This window comes from Nostoc sp. DedQUE08, from assembly GCF_034530895.1.
GTDB lineage: Bacteria > Cyanobacteriota > Cyanobacteriia > Cyanobacteriales > Nostocaceae > Nostoc.
In genome coordinates this window covers 1-20,386 of sequence record NZ_JAVRCD010000096.1, presented here as the reverse complement: position 1 = coordinate 20,386, position 20,386 = coordinate 1, and the positions used below count along the sequence as shown (strand labels likewise).

Here is a 20,386-nt window from a genome sequence, read left to right as displayed (position 1 = left end):
TAATTTCAGTTATTTACTACTTGCTTATGTCGGAAAGTGACAGAAGAGGGATAAGGTGGGGATGGATAGTGGTTCGATCGCTCAAAATTTATTAAACCCAGCAGAACGACGATAAAGTAACCAGATAAACACGGGTGAACCCAGCAAGGCAGTGACGGAACCTACTGGTAGTTCTACTGCTCCTAGTCTAGAGAGTAAATCTGCAAAAGTGAGTAACCATGCACCTGCAAGAGCGGAAAGTGGTAAAACAAAGCGATGATCTGTACCAACAATCAGGCGGACACCGTGAGGGATAACAAGACCGACAAATCCAACCAAGCCACTGATGCTGACTGCACCTGCGGCTAATAGAGTGGCGACACCACCAATTAACAAGCGCGATCGCGTCAACGAAAGCCCTAAACTCACAGCTAAATCATCTCCCAAAGCCAGGATGTTTAGCGATCGCGCCAGCAAGCATCCCCCAATCAATGCAACGATGATATAAGGGCCAGTTGTAGCAATTTCTTGCCAACCCCGTCCATTAAGACTACCAACCAGGAAACTGAGCGCAACTTGAATTTGCCCATCTTCAGCTAAAAGCAGCAATGTACTTTGTACAGCACCAAATAAAGAACTCACCGCTACTCCGCCTAAAATCAAGCGCTCAACAGAAATTCCCGACCCCGAACGACCGAGTAAAATAACGATCGCGGCAGTTAAAATTGCTCCTATCCATGCTGCAAAAGGAATTGCGATCGGGAATATATGGCACACAATCATCAGAATTACCAGTAGTCCCGCACCCGCTGAAATGCCCAAAATAAATGGATCGGCGAGACTATTACGTAACATTCCTTGCAGCAGTGCCCCTGACATTCCCAAAGCTGCGCCGACAATAATCGCAGCAATAATGCGCGGAAGACGTAAATCCCAGAGAATTGTCTGTTTAACCGGATCGCCTTTGTGGAGTATAGCTTGCCAAAATTCCGACATATTTAAAGGTACTGCTCCTTGAGAAAGTGACAGCGCTAGCGTTACCACCAGTGCTGTACCAAAAAGTAAAACAGCCCAAAATACGCGGTGTTCAGTAAAAATTTTCTGAAATGGTCTAGTCAAATTTATGATATGTATTTTTTTTAAATATAATCTGTCCCAAACAAAGCTGCATTTAAAGATAGCTTCTCGATAAGGGAGCAGAAATCTAAAAATTTGACCCTCAGAAGCTCAATGTTGACCCTCAGAAGCTCAATGTTGACCCTCAGAAGCTCAATGTTGACCCTCAGAAGCTCAATGTTGACCCTCAGAAGCTCAATGTTGACCCTCAGAAGCTCAATGTTGACCCTCAGAAGCTCAATGTTGACCCTCAGAAGCTCAATGTTGACCTTTAGAAGGTGGAAGTTAACCTTCTGAAGGTGAACGTTGACCCTCAGAAGCTCAATTTTTAAGTTTTAACTCCCTCTTCTTCCCCTGCTCCCCTGCCCCTACGTTAGTTCTAGTCCACCTTGATAGCCAGTGACAATGCGTCCACCATCCTTAAGGATGTGGATTTCGATCTGGTCGCTAGCCCAAGTAATCTGGTCTTGGAAGTCCGGGTTTAAAACACGAACCCGTTGATTGCTAGAAGAAACTGGAGAATTGGGAGAATTAATTGCCAGAGATTGTACAAAAGGCCCGTCAATCAAAATATCGAGTTGTTCTAACAATGCTTGGGAACCTGGCGGCGCAGATTGTGACTGTAGCTGCTTAAGAGTGAAGCCAGAAAAAGACATTACATTTAAACCAGCAGCTTTTACCTTCTGGGCTAAAGACGCTAGTGCCGTTGCTTGCCAAAAGGGTTCTCCACCAGAGAATGTTACACCCGTGTTGCGAGGATTGCTGAGAATATTTTCGGCAAGAGCATCAACAGCAATTAATTGGTTAGCCTCAAAAGACCAGGAGTTAGTATTAAAGCAGCCAGGACATTCACGCAAACAACCTTGTACCCAGACGACTGCACGACAACCAGGGCCATTAACTTCTGATTGATCGACGTAACCCATAATATTGAGATAGCCTGGGGGAATTTCCATGAGTGCTAGCGATGGGTCAGTTGGCTTAATTTCCATCTCTTTAACTCCTTTTAGCCGTTAACTGTTAAATATAGCGAATCTCCAGTTAGATAACCGTGACAATAGTTATATAACTGGAGATTTAATTGATGATTAATCTCTCAAAAACTTTTGGGAGTTTGGAAAAGTCTGCTTTAACTTACTAGACCGGGTGCTAGTGAAGATAGTTACAAGTTAATTGACACATATTTATCGAGTTTGGTATTGTTACCAGCGTCCCATAAATTACGAAGCTTATATTATATGTGGCCCAGAAATGCCCTTAGAACACCAAGCTGCACTGAAACTGAAAGCTGCTGTATATCCCTAAGTGCAGATAGACAAATTTACCGGATTTAATCAGTTACATCGCCGTAGATGCCGTAGTCGCAATGGGTGGCTACAAAACAACTTGCGAGATTCTCTCAGTGGGTAAGCCAGCAGTAGTAGTACCCAGAATTAAGCCATCACGAGAACAGTGCATTCGTGCAGAAAACTTGGCAAATTTGGGGGTTTTAGCAGCGATTCATCCAAAGGATCTGACTCCAGATATATTACTGCGATCGCTGTTACAACAACTCTAAACTCCGCAGATTTCCCAACCGAAAATTAATCTCAATGGTTTGCCCAAAATTAACCAATACATCTCTACCTTACTAGCAAAAAAAGAGCGTGATTATACCAATTCAAAATTCAAAATTCAAAGTTAGAAAAGCTAGACATAACGAAGGTATGTCCGTATGTATCTGTCGCATTCTTTTTTAAATTGATATTACATTTTTCGATAACCCATATGTACAATTACTGAAATTAACGATGATTGCCAAAATTGTTCAAGTAAAAAGTAATAAAAGTATTTATTGTATCTTTCGTTCGCCTTCTTCCAACCATCCAAATTGACAGAGGTAAAATTTTTATGAAACGTATTATGTTTTACTGCCAACACATTTTAGGTATGGGGCATCTGGTTCGCAGCCGCGAAATTGTGCGAGGTTTAACCAAAGACTTCCAAGTTTGTTTTATTAATGGTGGTGAAATAATTCAAGGATTTGAAATTCCTGCTGGTGTAGAAGTTATCAATCTGCCTGCAATTAAAACTGACCTAGAATCTGCTGAACTACAAGTACTAGATGATGCCTTTAGCCTTAGCGAAGCCAAAGACATTAGAAAAAATCGACTTCTGGAAATCTTTAAGCAATTCCAGCCTGATATTTTAATCGTTGAGTTATTTCCTTTTGGGAGAAGACGCTTTTCTTTTGAATTAATTCCATTATTAGAATTAGCCAAATCAAATAAAGGCTCAACTAAAATAGTTTCTAGTTTGCGAGATATTGTAGTTATTAAACCGGAAAAACAAGTAAAACACGAAGAAAAAGTATGTAACTTAATCAATAAATATTTTGATATTCTGTTGGTTCACAGCGACCCAGAATTAGTCTCACTAGAAGCAACCTTTTCTAGAGTCAATGACCTAAAGTGCCAAGTATATTACACCGGATATGTCGTGCAAGACCCACCAACAAATCTTATTTTAACTGATGAAGATCGAGAAATTATTAAATCAGATAAACCCCTGATTTTAGCCAGTGTAGGAGGTGGTAGATTTGGTCATGAGTTGCTTGAATGTGTAGTTAACACAGCCCCTTTTTTAGAGAAATTATTGCCACATCATATTCAGGTTTTTACTGGGCCATTCATCCCAAATTCAAAATTTAAAGAGCTGCAAAAAATGGCAAAATTTAGTAAAAACATCTATATTCGACGCTATACTCCTTACTTGCTAAATTACATGAAAAAAGCAGACCTTTCAATAAATATGTCTGGCTATAATACCATAATGAATATTTTAACCACAGGTGTACGAGCTATGATTCTTCCCTTTACAGGTAATCAGGAGCAAGAACAAATAATTAGAGCCGAAAAGTTAAGCGACTTAGGAATAGTCAAATTTATCAATCATAATTATTTGCAACCTGATTACCTAGCTATTAATATTATTAATTATCTCAAAGAGCAACCTAATAAAATTAACTTTGATTCTGGGGGAGTTGAAAAAACTGTAAACATCTTAAGAGAATGTTTTAAAAGTCCTTTCGTTAGTAGCAAAACGTTATCGATCCCCCCAATCCCCTTTAAAAAGGAAGGAGGGATATGAAAGTGTATAAAATCACAGTGAAATACTTTTCAAACAATTCTTAACTTAACTTTGTGCAATGGTATCAAGACTATTACGGTAAATAAAAAAACATTCCTGACTATATCCTACTCATAGCAATAGTCTCGATACCAGAATTGGTAATTACTTCAGAAAATAGTCAATCTATATTTACCGCGTTCCTGTGGATTTTTGGAAGTAATAACTATATAGTATGTATCATCTTCAGGCAACCTAGCTCGGTCAATTAAAGCACTGTAGACACCACTTTTGTCTTTGTCTTTATCGATCGCGATCGTTTGTCCTTTAGAATTTAGCAAAGCTACATAAGGAGAAAACTCTTCATCAACACTATCAACACGAATACTGATCAGCTGATTTTTTCTACCTTGAAAATTAGAAACATTGTAAGCGCCTCCATTTTGTTTCAAGGTTGAGCTTTTGGCAGTTAGTTGATCTGATTCATCTAAAGTATAGCTAGCTCTATCATTCCTGAGAGCCAAACTATAGCGGCCTGTATCTCCAGGATTTTGACTAGTAACAGCAATCTTATAAATGCCATTTTTAGGCAGTCGCGCAAAAATAAATGCATCATCACCACCACTACTTTTATCCAAAGCGCCTTTTTTAACAATGATATTGTTATCAGGATCGTGCAGAAACAACAACGGTTTTAAACTCAAGTTATTGGATCTGCGTGTATCATTACTGCCAATCAGCCTAATTTGAACTAATTGATTTTCTCTGCCCTCAAACTCATAGAAATGATAATATCTACCTTCAGATTGAAAGTCACCTTTACTCAGAATACCTAAAGCAACATCTACAAAGTTAATCTCTTTGTAAGTTGGTGTTGCAGGTGAAGAAATCGCTGAATTATCGAGATTTTGGTTTCCTGTAGCAACATTATAACTTGGCTTGCGAACTCTCCCAGAGCCACCATTAGAACGATTGGCGTTTGAGTTAGCAATTCTAGCTCTAGACGATCTAGATGCAGAGCTACCACCATTGGAACGATTAGAATTTGAGTTAGCAGTCCTACGTCTAGATGCTCTAGGAGTAGAGCTATTATCTGAAACCCTGGAAGTTCGCTGAGAATTTTCTCTATGAGAAGATACACGAGGAGCCTTTTGTACTGGTGACTCAATAGATATCTTCCGTCTTGGAGATGTTGATGCCTGAGAAGCAGGAATTTGCTCAATTCCTTTTTTTACTGCTTCTGGTTGTCTCTCATCTGGTGATTTAGCAATTATGAAATCTTGAAAACTGTCAGATTTCACCAAAGCACTTATAGGCAGCACATTACTTGTGATTAACAAACTACTACTCACGCAGCTAATTAAAACATGACTTAATTTGCGACGATAGTTTTTATTGCCTAATAGCATAATTACGCTCCTAATTTTGCTGATAATTTTGTCTCTTTCTGAAAGACAAAATTAATACTAGTTGCTGTTTTAGCCACAGCAGTTATGTAAATGTAAAGGGAAATTTAGCGTATCTACCTTAGCGGCTTGCTAAAGGCATCGCCTGTAATCAAATGAATTCGTATATCTTACATACCCAAATGTTTGCCACAATCAAATCGGAAAAATTGTATTTTCAATTTAGACTACTAGAGGAAATCTCAATTTCGTAGGTATATACTGAGCTACAAACTTAAATTGCTGCTTTTCGGAATTTTGCCTAGATATTTTTGTAAACCTGACTAAATTGCTCATACAAATGTAATACACAAGCAGACCTGACGCCCATCAATTCGTCAAAAGGCATCGCTCAAACACAATTTTTTCAATTTATCTAAATTGTTCAATACCTGATGAGGTAAGGAAATTGAGGATTTGTATGTTGTCTCAGTGATATTTACTAACAACAGAGATTATACTGCATGACTTAAGATGAATATATACCCCAACTGAAATGGATTCCCAGTATGCTCTGTTGTGTGAATCCCGATTGCCAAAAACCCTTAAATCCTGATAAAAACAACTATTGCCACAGTTGTAGAGCGGAATTGATACCCCTGCTAGGAGGTCGCTATCGTCCCACTCAGGTTTTATCAGACGAGGGTGGATTTGGTAGAACCTATCTAGCCAAAGATATACACAAACTGAATGAATGCTGTGTTGTTAAGCAATTTGCGCCAAAACTTCAGGGAACTGGGCCGCTAACTAAGGCCGTTGAACTATTTAAACAAGAAGCGAGCCGACTGCAAGAACTGGCAGAACATCCACAAATTCCAACTTTATTGGCTTATTTTGAGCAAAATAGCTATCTCTTTTTGGTGCAGCAGTTTATCGATGGGCAAAACTTGCTCAAAGAATCGGAAACGCGGGCAAACTATAACGAAACGGAGATTCGCCAACTTTTGCTAGATTTACTGCCAGTACTGAAGTTTATCCATCTGCGGGGAGTGATTCACCGAGATATCAAGCCACAGAATATTATTCGCCGTCAAAGTGACGGGCGATTAATCCTCATTGATTTTGGAGCTTCCAAGCTGTTGACAGCAACAGTGTATACAAGAATGGGCACTGTGATTGGCTCACACGGTTACACTGCACTTGAACAGATGCAAGAGGGAAAAGCTTACCCAGCCAGTGATTTATTCAGTTTGGGGGCTACTTGTTTTCATCTCCTGACTGGGGTTCGCCCATCTCAACTGTGGATACACCAGGGTTATGGTTGGGTTGCATCTTGGCGGCAACATTTAACCAGTTCAGGTAGGGACGGGATTTCTATATCTGTAGAGTTGGGTGAAGTTTTGGATAAGCTGTTGCAATTAGACATCCAAAAGCGTTATCAATCGGCTGATGAAGTCATCAATGACTTGACACCTCAAATACCATCATTGTCATCAGTGCCCCCAACTATACTGACAACAACATTTGCAGCTCCCCCAGCAAACAAGGTGCTAGTTTCACCAAAATCAAATAACAATCTGAAAAGTCAACTGCTGTTAGGTTCTAGCATTTTAGTGTTGGGATTAGGGGGAGTTTGGTATTTTCAGTCTCGTCCCCAGATAGTCAGCGAGGCTCCTCAACCTATTTCTCAGCCTGTTTCTCAGCCTATTCAGCCCCAAAAAAACGTCTCAGAAAATTCTTATTCACCCAAACCCTTCAAGGGGCATTCTAGTGACGTGAATTCCGTAGCTTTCAGTCCTGATGGTACAACCCTTGGCAGTGCCAGTGATGATAAGACAATCAAGCTATGGAATCTGACAGGTGGACAGGAAATCCGCACTTTAGAAGGACATTCCAATTGGATTTGGACTATAGCTTTCAGTCCTGATAGCAAAATCCTCGCTAGTGGCAGTGCGGATAAAACAATCAAACTGTGGAATCTGGAAACAGGAAAGTTAATTCGCACTCTGGAGGGAAATAGCGATGGAGTTACTTCTGTAGCTTTCAGTCCTGATGGCAAAACCCTTGCCAGTGGCAGTGCTAGTAAGGATATGAAAATCAAACTGTGGAATCTGGAGACAGGAAAGTTAATTCGCACCTTAGAGGGACATACCAGTGGTGTTGCATCTGTAGTTTTCAGTCCTGATGGTAAAACCCTTGCCAGTGGTAGCTGGGATAAAACAATTAAATTGTGGAATCTGGGAACAGGAAAGTTAATCCGCACCTTAGAGGGAAATGCAGAGTCGATTCTTTCAGTCGCTTTTGCTCCTGATGGCGTCATCCTTGCCAGTGGCAGTAAAGACAAGACAATTAAATTGTGGAATCTGAAAACAGGAAAGTTAATCCACACCTTAAAAGGACATAATGATAAGGTTAATTCTGTCGCATTTTTGCGAAGCGTAGGTTCAAATGGTATCACCCTTGTAAGTGGCAGTAGTGACAAGACAATCAAACTTTGGAACCCAGTCACCGGAAAGGAAATTCGCACTTTGGAGACAGGTTCTGGATATATTTATGCCGTTGCCATTAGCCCAGATGGACAAACCATTGCCGGTGGTGGAAGTGGTGAAAACATTCTCAAAATTTGGCAGATGATTAATTAAAAATATCTGATAGTTGTAGATTCGGAATACATTGCGACTTTTTTGGGTTCTACCTGAGAAAGAACATTTAGCTGTGCAAAAATACCAAATTAATCTAGCTTCAAAAGATGATATTGGCGAAGACTGTATTATGGTAATATTCTCTACGTGTTTGGGATTATAGCTTGAAAAAAAATCTCAAAATCTATCCCTAAACCTGCAAAAGTGGGTTAGATATATTTTATCCTGTGAAAAAATATCTTTAAATAAAAGGCTATGATTAATATATTTTTTCTACTCATACTATTTTCTTCACTTTTAGGGCGAATTAAATTTCCAGGAATAAATATTGGTATTCATTATTTATTACTTCCTGTATTTAGTTTTGGAATCATTAGTTTATCTTTAAAATCTCTACCAGAAGTTGTTAAGAAGCATAAAATAATTGTGATATCTATAAGTCTAATGTATTTATGGATGTGGTTTTCCTCATTAATAAGCGATTTTTCAAACATTGCTATTACTTATAGTCTAAAATACTCAACTTATTACATATTATTTTTTGCTTTTTTAATATTAACCTTTAAGAATATAACCGCATCATCTTTAACATTTTGTTATCGTTGCATATTATACTTACTACAGATAATTGCAGGTTTGGGTTTTTTAGAGGTTTTACTTCCCAACAACTGGATTTTTAAATTATTAAAGTTTCCTAGCTTTTATCCTGAGATTGGTTCAATTATGCAAAACCCTAATCAGTTTGGGGTCATAGTCGCCATTGGATTATGTTTAAGCCTGATTTTAGAAAAACAGAATAAAATTTCTAAAATTGAATTACATATAAGCGAATTAATTTTTTTAATTCCCTTAGCATTATCTGCCAGCGGGAATGGTTGGGTAATTTTTATAATTGGGATGTTTCTTTTGCTGATATATCAAATTATTAGTTTGAAAAAAATGATTTATCTAATTAGCTTGTTGTTTTTATTCATTGTAACTGCACCAGTTTCTACACGGAGAATTGGTTTGGCAGATAGTAAAATATTTCCACTAACTAATATATTTTTAGAAAATTCAAGTTCGGTCAACCCAAATCAAAAAAAAATTCCTACTCTTATGGGAACAGGTTTTTCCAGGTTTCAAATGTGGCAGGCAGCTATTAATGAAACTATTAAAAGACCATTTACTGGTATAGGCATAGGAGTTTTTCCAGACCAGATAGGAGTGAAAGTTTGGGGAAAGAAAAGTTATCACGCACATAATATATTTTTAAATGTGTCAGCAGAGCAAGGAATTCCTGGATTATTGTTATTTACTAATTTTTTAGTGAGAATAGCATTGAAAGTTAAATATACTAATCCTTTAATTACTGTTCCGATTATTATGTTTTTAGCATCTCAAATTCCAGATGTGTTTACTGAAGACTATACTTTTACAACTATTGAGTTTTATTTTATCGCAGCGGCTATCAATTCTCGCAAAGATGTTGTCACGCAATTAAAACCTGAAATTATTGAAAATGCCAAAACCCTATGAGTGCTAAACCTCGTCTTTACTTAATATTTCCGAATATATTTGATTTCAAGGGAGGTATTCAAGTTTACTCAAAATTTTTGCTGAAAGCTTTACAAGATATATATCCTGAAGCTGATTATGATGTGTTTCTCAAATACGATAAGTATAGTTTAAAACAGCCAGATAAATTGCAGTTTTTAAGTTCAACAATATTTCATTATTTTGGAGATTTACCAAAATTATTGCAACCAATTTTATTTGCCACGAAAATAATTATTTTAGCTATTATTCAACATCCCGTTATAGTGATTTCTACTCATGTTAACTATGCGATTGTTTGTTATATTGTCAAATTTTTTACTGGAACTCCTTACTGGGTCGTTGCTCATGGCTTAGAAGTTTGGGATATCGAAAATAAGGCAACAAAATTTGCTTTAGAAAAAGCAGATAAAATCATTAGTGTTAGTAATTATACTCGCCAGCGCTTGCTTCAAGATACAAATATTGATTCAGAAAAGATAGTTATTTTGCCTAATACATTTGATGCTAGTAAGTTTCCAATAAATTCTAAACCTACCTACTTACTCAAGCGATATAACTTAACAGACGAACAACCTGTAATTTTAACAGTAACGCGCCTGGGAAGCACTGCAAAATACAAGGGTTATGACCAAATCCTTCATGCTTTAGTTAAAGTGCGATCGCATCTTCCTAATGTTCACTTTATTCTTGCAGGTAAAGGAGATGATATACCTCGAATTAAAACTTTAGTTACTAACTTAAATCTCCAAGATTGCGTAACAATTGCCGGATTTGTTCCAGAGCAAGAATTGTGCGATCATTACAATCTCTGCGATGTTTTTGCTCTGCCTAGTAAAGGAGAAGGATTTGGGATTGTTTTTCTAGAAGCTTTAGCTTGTGGTAAACCTGTATTGGCGGGTAATCAAGATGGTTCTATAGATCCCTTGGCTGAGGGGAAGTTGGGATGTTTGGTCGATCCTGATAATGTTGAAGAAATTGCCGATAATCTAATTCAAATCCTGCAAGGTGATTGCTCTAATCCAGTAATTTACCAACCAAAATATTTACAACAAAAAACTATTGAAGCTTTTGATTTTAGCCAGTTTCGGGAAAGTTTAGCAAAGTTAATTAGTAGTAATTAGTTACAATTTAATAAAATTTGGTGAAAAAAAATGGACGACTCAGTATTTGTTATATTTCTTGCTTTTGGATTTCTTTGGGTTTTGATGGGAGTTGTCGGTTGGATTGCATTTCTCAAATCTGAGGGTGAGGAAATTAAGTTTGGGAAGTGGGGACTTATAGTTGCTATTCCAATCTTAATACCAATAATTATTACTCTGATTATTGGTGTATTTTATCATTAAAAAACTCACTAAAATCTATGTTTTTTGTTTTTGAATCGCACCTCTAACCAAAATCACTGTACTCTCGACACCAGAGGCGATCGCTTCGGGAATATTACCTTGAATCGCTTGCTGTAGCAATCCCTCGCGGGAAGCTCCCAAAACTACAACGTCGTAACCTTCGGTTTCCACTAGGTTAATCACACCTTCAGCGACTGAATTAGCTTGTATGGGGAGAGCAACTACAGTACTCGACAATTTGCGACGACGCATCAAATGGCGGATGGCTTGTTCTGAAATTGACATATCTGGCTTGAGTTCAGATGGTTTAAACACCTGTGTCAAGCGAATTTTCGGATCGTTTCCCAATGTAATTAAAGCCGGTAGCAATTTAATTGCCAGTGGGGAATTGGGGCCACCAGCCACTGGAACTAGCCAACGGTTAAACTGGGGACTGGAAATTGGGGATTGAGTAGTGCCTAATTTTACTAATACGACTTCGCAGGTAGCTTGGCGAATTATGGTGTCAACAACGCTGCCAAAAATCCGACCAGGGGTAGATGTATTACCTTTCCATCCCATTAAAATTAGGTCGATGTGTTGTTCGTTGATTGTCTCCAAAATTGCCTGCGCCACATCGTGGGTAACTCGAATCTGCGTGTGTAAGGGAATTTTCCACTTTTTTGCTAAGACTTCTGCCTGTCGTAGCAAGCGGCGGCTTTTTGCCGTTCTTACCTGTGTTTCTGATGGGGAACTGTGGCGGGGTATCAGCATCACTTGCACGCAATCTATTTCATAATGGCGATCGCGGGCAATAGCTGCTGCCATTTGTAATAAAACACCCGCTGTTTCGGGATTTGCTACGGGTACTAATAATCTACCTCTACCAATGCTAGGCGATCGCGTCTGGTAAACTATGTATGAAGGTTCTGGTCGCAGTTTCGGTGTCGCATTCTCACCATTGAGATGATCTGCTTCCGCCCGAATAATATCTGCACGAGTAATAATCCCAATCAGTTTTCGCCTATCTACCACCGGTAAACGACTGATTTGATAGCGATCGAGTAAATATAGTACATTACTGAGGGTGTGTATTGGTGATACTGTCATCGGGACAGATGTCATAATTTCTTTTAAGAAAATATCGGCTAGATTGCGATCGCGAAATGTGTGGTTTGTACTCTCGCGGATTTTCAGCAAATCTGATTGCGTTACAATCCCCACTAACTTGCTATCTTCTACCACAGGGAAACCGCGATGATGGGAACGAGCAAAAGCTTGCATTGCTTCTTCCAAGCTCATCTCTGCATCTAGAGTTTCTACCCGTTCTTGCATTACATCTTTTGCAGTTAACTTGTTTAATGCTCCTTCCATCGCAACTTCTTTGGTGAGAGTAATCCCTTTTAACTCCAAAAGTTTCTCATAAAGCGAACCAGGCACTACCTTATCCGCAACCAGGTAAGCTGCGACAGAAACAATCATCAAAGGTAGCACTAGGTTGAAATCTGTAGTCATTTCAAAGACAATCACAATTGCTGTGATTGGCACTTTGGAAACGGCGCTAAAAAATCCACCCATACCCGCTAGGGCGTAAGTCGTAGGAGAACCAACTCCGGTGATATATAACTCAGATACACCGATGATGTGTCCTAAACAAGAACCCAAAATCAGACTGGGAGCGAATAATCCCCCCGGCGCTCCCGAACCAAATGCGATCAATGTGAGGATGAACTGGGCTGCAAAGGCGATCGCGGCGACACTAGGATGGGAATTTCCAGTAATTAATGACTCTCGTAGTCCCGTATTATCACGGAAAGAGGCAGGAAGTATAGCCACGACAACACCAGAGATAAATCCAGCTAAAGCTACGCGCAAGGGCAAACTGATGTGTAATCTTTCGTAAAATTTAATACTAAAGATAATGCCGTGATTAAACAATGCACCAAACAGGCCTGCCAAAATACCTAACAGGATGAAAAAGGGAATTTCTGGGATGGAGAATTGGCTGGAAGATTTTACTAATTGCAAGTTAAGGTCAAGAGAGCCACCACCCAAAAGTCGGGATATCACGCCACCAATAAAGGAGGCGATAATGGCAGTTCCGAGAGTCAATCCTGATAAATCTTGGAGTAATTCTTCAACGATAAACAATACACCTGCGATCGGGGCATTGAAAGCAGCAGCCAAACCCGCACCCGCACCAGCTGCAATCATCTGCCGTCGATGATCTGGGGAAGTGGGAACCCAACGACTCATCCCTGCTGCCAAACCTGCCCCCACTTGGACAGTAGGGCCTTGCCGTCCCAGAGTCATGCCAGAACCGATGGCGACGATCGCACTGAGTAACTTCACACCCGCTACCCGCCAAGATAATGTCACAGGCACATTAGCCAGAGAAGCTTTGACTTGTGGAATACCGCTACCAGAAGCCTCTGGTGCTAATCTATCCACCAACCATCCAGCCAGAAATCCCAGGACAAGACCAATTGCAGGTAGTACCAGCCATGCCGGGAAAAGGTGGGTAGTATGCACTCGCCATGTCCCCAGCCATCCCGATCCGACTTTTAGGAATACCGCAGATAGGGCAGCAACCAGACCGATAATACAGGCTTCGGCGATCGCTAAACCTCTTCTAGGCTGCCACCAGGTGCGAAAACGCTGATTCATACCAGTTTTGGATTTTAAATTTTGGATTACAAATCTTTCCTAAAAAGCTGTTTAGTGGAATCTTAGAGGATGGTTTAAAAGCCTATATCAAGGCTCATATCCCCGACTTCTTTAAGAAGTCGGGGATATTGTTATTCACAAATAATTTAGGATCGCTATACAAAAGCACTCTCCCCAATTACGAATTACGAATTACGAATTACGAATTATTTAATTGCTTCTTCCCGTAGTAGATAGCCCTTCTACGATCAGAGACGGAGTATAACAAGAACCATTCCAATCAACATCGTTGCCTAGTGTAACCAATTGCTTCAGGGCTGTGTAAACATTACCTGCAACCATCGTATCCTTAACACGCCCAATTACTTGACCATTTTGGACGCGGTAGCCTAAATCGACGTTGATCGAAAAATCTCCAGAAATACTGCCGCCACCACCCAACATTTGATCGACAATCAAGCCATCATCTAGTTGTTGAATCAAATCTGGTAGCGATGCCGATCCGGGCTGGATGAGAAAATTAAATAAACCAGGGGTAGGATAGCTACCTAAACCAGGGCGAAAACCATTTCCAGTGGTATTAGTACCCAGTTGGGAGCCAGTGGTGCGATCGCTATAGAAATGCTGTAAAGTTCCGTTTTGGATAAATACTAGAGATTGAGTCGGAGTGCCTTCATCATCAAAAGGGCAACTGTAAGGGCCAGCTTCAGGATCTTGGTAGATGGTGAGACTAGGTGCAACTACTTCCTTACCCAAACGTTCTGCCCAAGGTGAAGCTGCTTCTAAAACTCGCTTGCCATTCAAAGCGGCTTGTACAGTACCCCAAAGCATATCGGCGGCTTTAGAAGTGAATAAAATCGGGACACGACCAATAGGAGGTGAAATATTTTCACTCGACCAAATTAACCGTTGTAAAATTTGGTTAGCTAATCTCTCTGAGTCGAGTTCCCCCCGATTGGTTTGACCATCAGCAACACTTAAAAAATCATCACCACGCACCCATTCTGCTGATATATAGCAGCTGAGGGTAGTGTCTGTATAGTGACAATCTAAACCTTTGGTGTTGACTAGTCTGGTGGTTTCAATATCACATTCCCAGTCACCATTACATACAACATCGGGATAGGCATCACGAATGAGTGCGATCGCTTCTTTGCCCCAGTCCACCAAAACCTCTATCGGGAAACTTTCTCCTAAATCGGGGTAGGAAGGCTGAAAGTTAAAGCCTAATTCTACAGTTTCCGGTTGATTTAGTTGACTCAAAGCCAGAGCTTTTTCCACCATTACTTCGGCTAAGACAGAACCGTAAGCTACCGTCAGTCCCGGACGCCCGTTTCGCCAAAGCCGTAGTGCTGTGCCTTCAGATTGGTTAGTTTCGAGCTGTTTGAGTCGGTTTGCCTCAAAAAACACGGGACGAGAAAGCGATCGCGACTGATACACTTCAGCAGTTTCTGCTCCAGATTTTATAGCTAGTTCCAGCAACTGTTCGGCGAGTGTATCTTGTGACAAATTTTCAGAATCCATGACCCTTAGTGAATTGTGGATTTTGAACCGCATATCAACGCTATCTTTTGAGAAGTGCTATGTCTACGACGAGCTACGCCTACGCACTTTCCAGTGATGAACGTAGATAACTATCCAAAAATCATCAGTGTTTCTTTACAGTTACGATTTGAAACCGCAGATCGACACTGATGGACGCAGTTAATTATCCCAAATCATTGTCATGTCTCAACGGATATTGTCATTTGTAATTGGGGATTGGGGATCGGGCATTGGGCATTGGGCATGATTATTCTCCTTATCTCCCCAGTTCCCAATCCCTAGTCCCCAGTCCCCAGTCCCCAATCCCCAGTCCCCAGTCCCCAATCCCCAATCCCCAGCCCATTTTCACAAATTAACCTCTTGCAACAGCCAAAAACCAGCAAAAGATTCTGCTTTGGGATCGGACTGTACGCCGATAAAATGTACTCCATTCGCTTTTTGCTTGGCTGCTTCAAAAGCTTTGGCTTCTGCTAAGATTTGAGGTTTTTTGATATTTGCCACAATCCAGCTTTCAGTTACACCAGTTTCTAAAAGCAATCTCGCCTCTTGGCTAGCGTCAAATTTTAAAAAAGCTAACTCCAAACCAGACATCCAGCCAGCCAAGGGTAGCGCTCTCGATGAGAAAATCAAAATACCAGGAATACGGGCTTCGGGTGAAACTTTCGCCAACTCTAAAGGGAAAGCTTCACCAAAACCAATTTCCCACTCTGGCATATCAGCAAAATCCGCAGCATCTAAGGTAACAAATACCCACTGCTGTCCTTCCAAAGCATCTGGTAAACGTTGTGGCAAAGGTTTTTCTAAGCGGACTGAGGGATTAGTCCCCCCTTGATACCCTGTCTCTTGAGGATACACTTCTTCCATCCGCTGTTCTAACCATTGATTGAGAACCAAAGTCCGGCGGCTAGGCTGGGCGGGAATACCCAAATCTTGGCAAGCTTTAGTAATCATATTGTTCATTTGGCGGCGGAAAAAGCGGATTTTAATTGGTGCTTTTCCAGCTTGGTTAATAGCCTCCTGCAATGCTGTCCGCAACCAGACCGAATTTACCTGGGTACTGGGACAATATTGAGCATAGCGAAACAAAGAGTCTACTTTTGCGCCGATATCCAAGGGGCTTTCGCAGACTAAGACTTCCCAAACTTTTTTTTGATTAGCGTCCAAAATCGGACGAGAGTAAAAATCGATTTCCCAAATACTGCCCATGTTTTGCGGTAAAAATCTGGCTGTTATGTTTTCCTGATATCTCGATCATACGAGTGTTGGGGCAGCAGGGGAATAAGGGAGTGGGGAGTGGGGAGTTGGAGCAAGGGGGATGAATGAGTCTTTGAGGTGGATAATATAAATACTAAGCATGTCAGACTTAGAGGTTTTATGTCCCTGACGCTTTAAAACTTGGAAAAAATGCAACAACAGTACAGTACCGAATGGCACTAAGAAAAGCCCAAAGACTTATTGTATCCTCGTTCCCAGCCTGGAGGCTGGAAACGAGTTCCGAGAGGCTCTGCCTCTTGTCAAGCTATGGAGGCGGAGCCTCCAAGAATGGTTTCCCAGCCTGGAGCCTGGGAACCAGTTGGGGCAAGGGCTGTATCTTAACTTAGTGCCATTCAGTACAGTACCCCAGCGATCGCATGAAACTATTCAATGGCAATTAAGATAATCTTAAAAGACCCTACAGAGGTAGATGAATGCAACTAGAAGATTATTTTGAGTTTTTAGACCCAGATGACATCCGGATCAAAGGCCATCGCATTGGTATTGATAATGTGATTCAATATTACTTGCAAGGATATTCACCAGAGGAAATTATAGACGAATTACCTTCCCTGAATTTGGAGAAAATTTACGCTACGCTTACCTACTATCTGCATAATCGTGTTGAAATAGATGCTTATATGTTGCGGCTAGCAAAGTGGCGAGAACAGCGCTATCAAGAATCATTAGCTAATCCTTCACCTTTGATGCAACGTTTAAGAGTATTAAAGGCGCAACGTGAGCAGGAGTTGCTAAACTCTTGGTGAAGGTACGTTTTCTCATTGATGAAAATTTGTCGCCCAAACTGAAGATAGCTGTTTTGCGCTTCAATCCAGCAATAGATATTCTGCGCGTAGGCGATGCCGAAGCACCACCATTAGGTACGCTTGACCCAGATATCCTGCGCTACCTGGAATTATCCCAACGAATATTGGTTACAGACAACCGCAAAAGTATGCCCCAACATCTGGAAGAACACTGGGGAGATGGAGGACATATTTGGGGACTAGTTTGGTTGCGTTCCAGTGGGAACCTGAGTATTTGGGCAGAAACAATTTATTTGATTTGGGAAACGATTGAGGCAGAAGAGTGGATTGATAGATTGGATTGGATTCCACTTTAAAAAAAATTTGGCGTTGTTAAATTGAAAGTATCCCCTCATTTTCCACGGTCGATCCAAACACCTCTGAGTCCAGCTGCTTTAGCTGCATGATAATCTTCTACAATGCTATCGCCGATATGCCACGCCGCCTCTGGGGAACATTTATGTTTGTCTAAGGCAATGGCAAAAATTTGCGGGTCGGGTTTAGCTGCACGTACCTGCGTAGAAATGGTGACGGAGGTAAAAAACTCTCTCAATCCCAAACTTTGCAATACTGAGTAAATCCGAGAATCAAAATTGGACAACACCCCCAAGCTAACTCCCAACCGCCGCCAGTTGATTAAAGCTGGTAAAACATCAGGATAGACAAACCACGGTTCGCCAGTGCCAAAGTGGATGTAAAGTTCGCTAAAAAAAGCCGAAAAGTCAGAAAATTCCTTGAGAACACCTGCCTTTTCAAAAGTGTTCAGAGCAATTATCCGCCACCAATCAAACTCACGCTGGGGAATATCTTGCAGTTCTGCATCTGGAAATATCGGTGGCGGCGCTGTTTTAAAGCTTTGGATGAAAGCTGTATTCAATGTTTCGGCTGAAACTGTAACGCCAAATTCCTGGGCTATCTGACTATAAACTTCGCCCACACCACCTTTGACATCGAAAAGTGTACCCACAGCATCTAAAAAAATAACTTTCGGTTGTTCCATTAAAGTTTGAAAATTTTGAATGTTGAATTTTAGATTTTGGCTTATTAAGAGCTTCTGTGGGTAGAGTTTAGCATCTGCTAAGTAGATTGGCGGAAATTAAACAAATCATCGTAAATGTATTGGTTTTTTTACCAATGCTCAATTCGCAATTCCCAACCTTGAAAGTTACCTTGAAAGTGTTTCTATAATCGGACGGAATAGCCAATTAAAACCAACTTTCAGCTGATGGTCTAAAGTTGGCAATCTATATAAATAAGCAGCACGGCGAGCGACGTATGCCAAGGGCCCATCTAGTTTAATTCCCAAACCAGTGAGAGTAGCGTTGTCTATTCCTAGTGCCATCATTTCTCCTAACTGTTGGTAGTGGAAGGGAAGGAGGGGGCGATTAGTCAGAGTTGCCCAGATATTCCAAGCAGTATAATCAGCTTGTTGAAAAGCCGCTTGTGCCGTAGCGGGGACTTGCTGTCCTTCAGCATCATGACAGTCTGCTAAATCTCCCAAGGCAAAGATTTCTGGACGATCGAGGACTTGCAGATTAGATGTAGTGATGATTTGACCGCGCTGATTTTGCTTGAGAGGAAGAGATTTTACTACGGGCGCAACCCTAGTTCCTACAGTCCAAATTACCAAATCCACGGGAATCGTGTCTAACTGGTTTTTGTACTCTAGGGAAATGCTATTTTGCTCGATTGATTCTACTTTGGTTTCTAAGTCAATAAATACACCACGGGCATCTAATGCTTTCTTTGCTGCTTCCCGATTAAACTCTGGGGAAGTTCGCAAAATTTGGTCGGCGATTTCAACGATCCGAAAGCGTCCTCTTTCGCCTAGTCTGTCAGCTAACTTACAAGCTAACTCTACACCACTGTAGCCAGCCCCAACGATCGCTACCCGAATTTTATCAGCATCCGATTCTTCTAAAAATCGCAGGCGTTCTTCTAAACGATAAGCATCAGAGATGGTGCGGAATGTGTAGGCGTAAGCTGCCGCACCAGGAACTAAATCTAGCGGTGTCTCACCTCCTAGCGCCAGCACCAATCGGTCATAAGGGATTTCCGGGCCTTCTTGGATATTTACCCGTTGCTGGTCGATGTCAATTCCAGACACAACACCTTGATAAAAACGCACCCCTGTGCCTTGTAAAATTTCTTCAAAGGGTGGGGCAATTTCCCAGGTTTGCAGTTCGCCAGTGAGTAATTCGTAAAGTAAAGGAGAGAATAGGAAGCGATCGCTTTGATCTATTAGAACAATTTCGGGTTTTTGCGTAGATTCCCAAGGTAATTGGCTTAACCGCAAGGCTGTGTAGAGACCACCAAAGCCTCCACCAAGGATACAAATTCTAGAAGTTTGTTCAGTCATCTATTCTATGTTATGGAAGAATCAATATTAATTAGGCAACTAACTTCAGGGTAACTGAAAGTTTAGGTTTCAAAACCCTCCATTTGTATGAATGGTTTTAACATCGGTAACTCAACACTGCTTCGGTGAGAAAATTGGACAGCTTGCAGTCTAACAATTAATAAACTTGTTAGAAAACATTAAGGTTTTAGTTCCATGAGTTGGTTTGTTTCGACGCTGGGAGTTTTCTTGGCACTAATGACGCTCTTGCTAGCGTTGTATCTAATTACTGCGAGGTCTTCAATCATCTAACTCAAAGCATAAGCACTCATCCGGGTGCGTGCTTCTTTAGATATTTGCTGCCAAACTGAAAACAGCTTCGTTATTTTAATCCCAAACCTGCGATCGCGGCGATGGTTGGTGATGCTGCTCATTTTTACCCCTCCTCATTTGAGACAGTTTATCGCAATTGGGAATTGTGGGCTGGAGACTGGGGAATGGTTTGAGATTCAAAGGTGGATTCATCCAGTTCAAAGGTGGATGAACGAGTCTTTGATATGGATTCATCCAGTTCAAAGGTGGATGAACGAGTCTTTGATGTGGATTCATCCAGTTCAAAGGTGGATGAATGAGTCTTTGATATGGATTCATCCAGTTCAAAGGTGGATGAACGAGTCTTTGATGT

18 protein-coding genes are annotated in these 20,386 nt (G+C 40.8%); 8 read left to right on the top strand and 10 right to left on the bottom strand.

The annotated features are described in order from the left end of the window. Window positions 1-81: 81 nt before the first annotated feature. Together RMY64_RS34905 and RMY64_RS34900 are read right to left on the bottom strand one after the other, a co-directional pair. Complete coding sequence (locus tag RMY64_RS34905) at window positions 82-1,098, bottom strand: iron ABC transporter permease (RefSeq protein ID WP_322682716.1); 1,017 nt, start codon at window positions 1,096-1,098, stop codon at window positions 82-84. A 365-nt stretch (window positions 1,099-1,463) separates the two neighbouring features. Continuing rightward, on the bottom strand, window positions 1,464-2,087 hold the full coding sequence (locus RMY64_RS34900) for a 4Fe-4S single cluster domain-containing protein (RefSeq protein ID WP_322702476.1): 624 nt from the start codon (window positions 2,085-2,087) through the stop codon (window positions 1,464-1,466). 374 nt (window positions 2,088-2,461) lie between these two features. Between RMY64_RS34900 and RMY64_RS34895 the strand changes: the two genes are divergently transcribed. Next, window positions 2,462-2,653, top strand: a complete 192-nt coding sequence (locus tag RMY64_RS34895; protein ID WP_322702475.1) for a glycosyltransferase — start codon at window positions 2,462-2,464, stop codon at window positions 2,651-2,653. 332 nt (window positions 2,654-2,985) lie between these two features. Next, complete coding sequence (locus RMY64_RS34890) at window positions 2,986-4,224, top strand: glycosyltransferase family protein (RefSeq protein ID WP_322702474.1); 1,239 nt, start codon at window positions 2,986-2,988, stop codon at window positions 4,222-4,224. A gap of 149 nt (window positions 4,225-4,373) precedes the next feature. On the opposite strand, the gene RMY64_RS34885 is transcribed toward RMY64_RS34890, so the two are convergent. Further along, complete coding sequence (locus RMY64_RS34885; protein WP_322702473.1) at window positions 4,374-5,612, bottom strand: peptidase; 1,239 nt, start codon at window positions 5,610-5,612, stop codon at window positions 4,374-4,376. A 545-nt stretch (window positions 5,613-6,157) separates the two neighbouring features. On the opposite strand from RMY64_RS34885, the gene RMY64_RS34880 reads away from it, so the two are divergent. From RMY64_RS34880 to RMY64_RS34865, 4 genes are all read left to right on the top strand, one after another. Beyond that, a complete protein-coding gene (locus RMY64_RS34880; RefSeq protein WP_322682721.1) occupies window positions 6,158-8,230 on the top strand; it encodes a serine/threonine-protein kinase in 2,073 nt (690 codons plus the stop codon). 255 nt (window positions 8,231-8,485) lie between these two features. Continuing rightward, the gene (locus tag RMY64_RS34875) at window positions 8,486-9,748 is read left to right on the top strand and encodes an O-antigen ligase family protein (RefSeq protein ID WP_322702472.1); all 1,263 of its coding nucleotides are present in this window, start codon (window positions 8,486-8,488) and stop codon (window positions 9,746-9,748) included. Beyond that, on the top strand, window positions 9,745-10,890 hold the full coding sequence (locus RMY64_RS34870; RefSeq protein ID WP_322702471.1) for a glycosyltransferase family 4 protein: 1,146 nt from the start codon (window positions 9,745-9,747) through the stop codon (window positions 10,888-10,890). The genes RMY64_RS34875 and RMY64_RS34870 overlap by 4 nt, the downstream gene beginning before the upstream one ends. 30 nt (window positions 10,891-10,920) lie before the next feature. After that, the gene (locus RMY64_RS34865; RefSeq protein ID WP_322659933.1) at window positions 10,921-11,112 is read left to right on the top strand and encodes a hypothetical protein; all 192 of its coding nucleotides are present in this window, start codon (window positions 10,921-10,923) and stop codon (window positions 11,110-11,112) included. Between the two features lie 15 nt (window positions 11,113-11,127). On the opposite strand, the gene RMY64_RS34860 is transcribed toward RMY64_RS34865, so the two are convergent. The 3 genes from RMY64_RS34860 to RMY64_RS34850 form a co-directional block, all read right to left on the bottom strand. Continuing rightward, entirely contained in the window at window positions 11,128-13,758 is a 2,631-nt protein-coding gene (locus RMY64_RS34860; RefSeq protein WP_322702470.1) for a chloride channel protein, read from the bottom strand. 210 nt (window positions 13,759-13,968) lie between these two features. Further along, window positions 13,969-15,282 (bottom strand): TldD/PmbA family protein, encoded by a 1,314-nt coding sequence (locus RMY64_RS34855; RefSeq protein WP_322702469.1) that lies wholly within the window; start codon window positions 15,280-15,282, stop codon window positions 13,969-13,971. Window positions 15,283-15,648: 366 nt separating this feature from the next. Further along, a complete protein-coding gene (locus RMY64_RS34850; protein WP_322682727.1) occupies window positions 15,649-16,509 on the bottom strand; it encodes a Tab2/Atab2 family RNA-binding protein in 861 nt (286 codons plus the stop codon). A 482-nt stretch (window positions 16,510-16,991) separates the two neighbouring features. On the opposite strand from RMY64_RS34850, the gene RMY64_RS34845 reads away from it, so the two are divergent. Further along, the gene (locus RMY64_RS34845; RefSeq protein WP_099102448.1) at window positions 16,992-17,324 is read left to right on the top strand and encodes a DUF433 domain-containing protein; all 333 of its coding nucleotides are present in this window, start codon (window positions 16,992-16,994) and stop codon (window positions 17,322-17,324) included. Then, entirely contained in the window at window positions 17,321-17,680 is a 360-nt protein-coding gene (locus RMY64_RS34840; protein ID WP_322702477.1) for a DUF5615 family PIN-like protein, read from the top strand. The genes RMY64_RS34845 and RMY64_RS34840 overlap by 4 nt, the downstream gene beginning before the upstream one ends. Before the next feature lie 35 nt (window positions 17,681-17,715). Here RMY64_RS34840 and RMY64_RS34835 read toward each other — a convergent pair whose 3' ends face one another. The 4 genes from RMY64_RS34835 to RMY64_RS34820 all read right to left on the bottom strand — a co-directional run. Further along, the gene (locus RMY64_RS34835; RefSeq protein ID WP_322702468.1) at window positions 17,716-18,363 is read right to left on the bottom strand and encodes an HAD family hydrolase; all 648 of its coding nucleotides are present in this window, start codon (window positions 18,361-18,363) and stop codon (window positions 17,716-17,718) included. A gap of 165 nt (window positions 18,364-18,528) precedes the next feature. Next, on the bottom strand, window positions 18,529-19,722 hold the full coding sequence (locus RMY64_RS34830) for an NAD(P)/FAD-dependent oxidoreductase (RefSeq protein WP_322673106.1): 1,194 nt from the start codon (window positions 19,720-19,722) through the stop codon (window positions 18,529-18,531). Between the two features lie 287 nt (window positions 19,723-20,009). Then, a complete protein-coding gene (locus tag RMY64_RS34825) occupies window positions 20,010-20,135 on the bottom strand; it encodes a hypothetical protein (RefSeq protein WP_322702467.1) in 126 nt (41 codons plus the stop codon). 26 nt (window positions 20,136-20,161) lie between these two features. Beyond that, window positions 20,162-20,386: hypothetical protein (locus RMY64_RS34820; RefSeq protein ID WP_322702466.1), on the bottom strand; the 225-nt coding region annotated here is incomplete at its 5' end.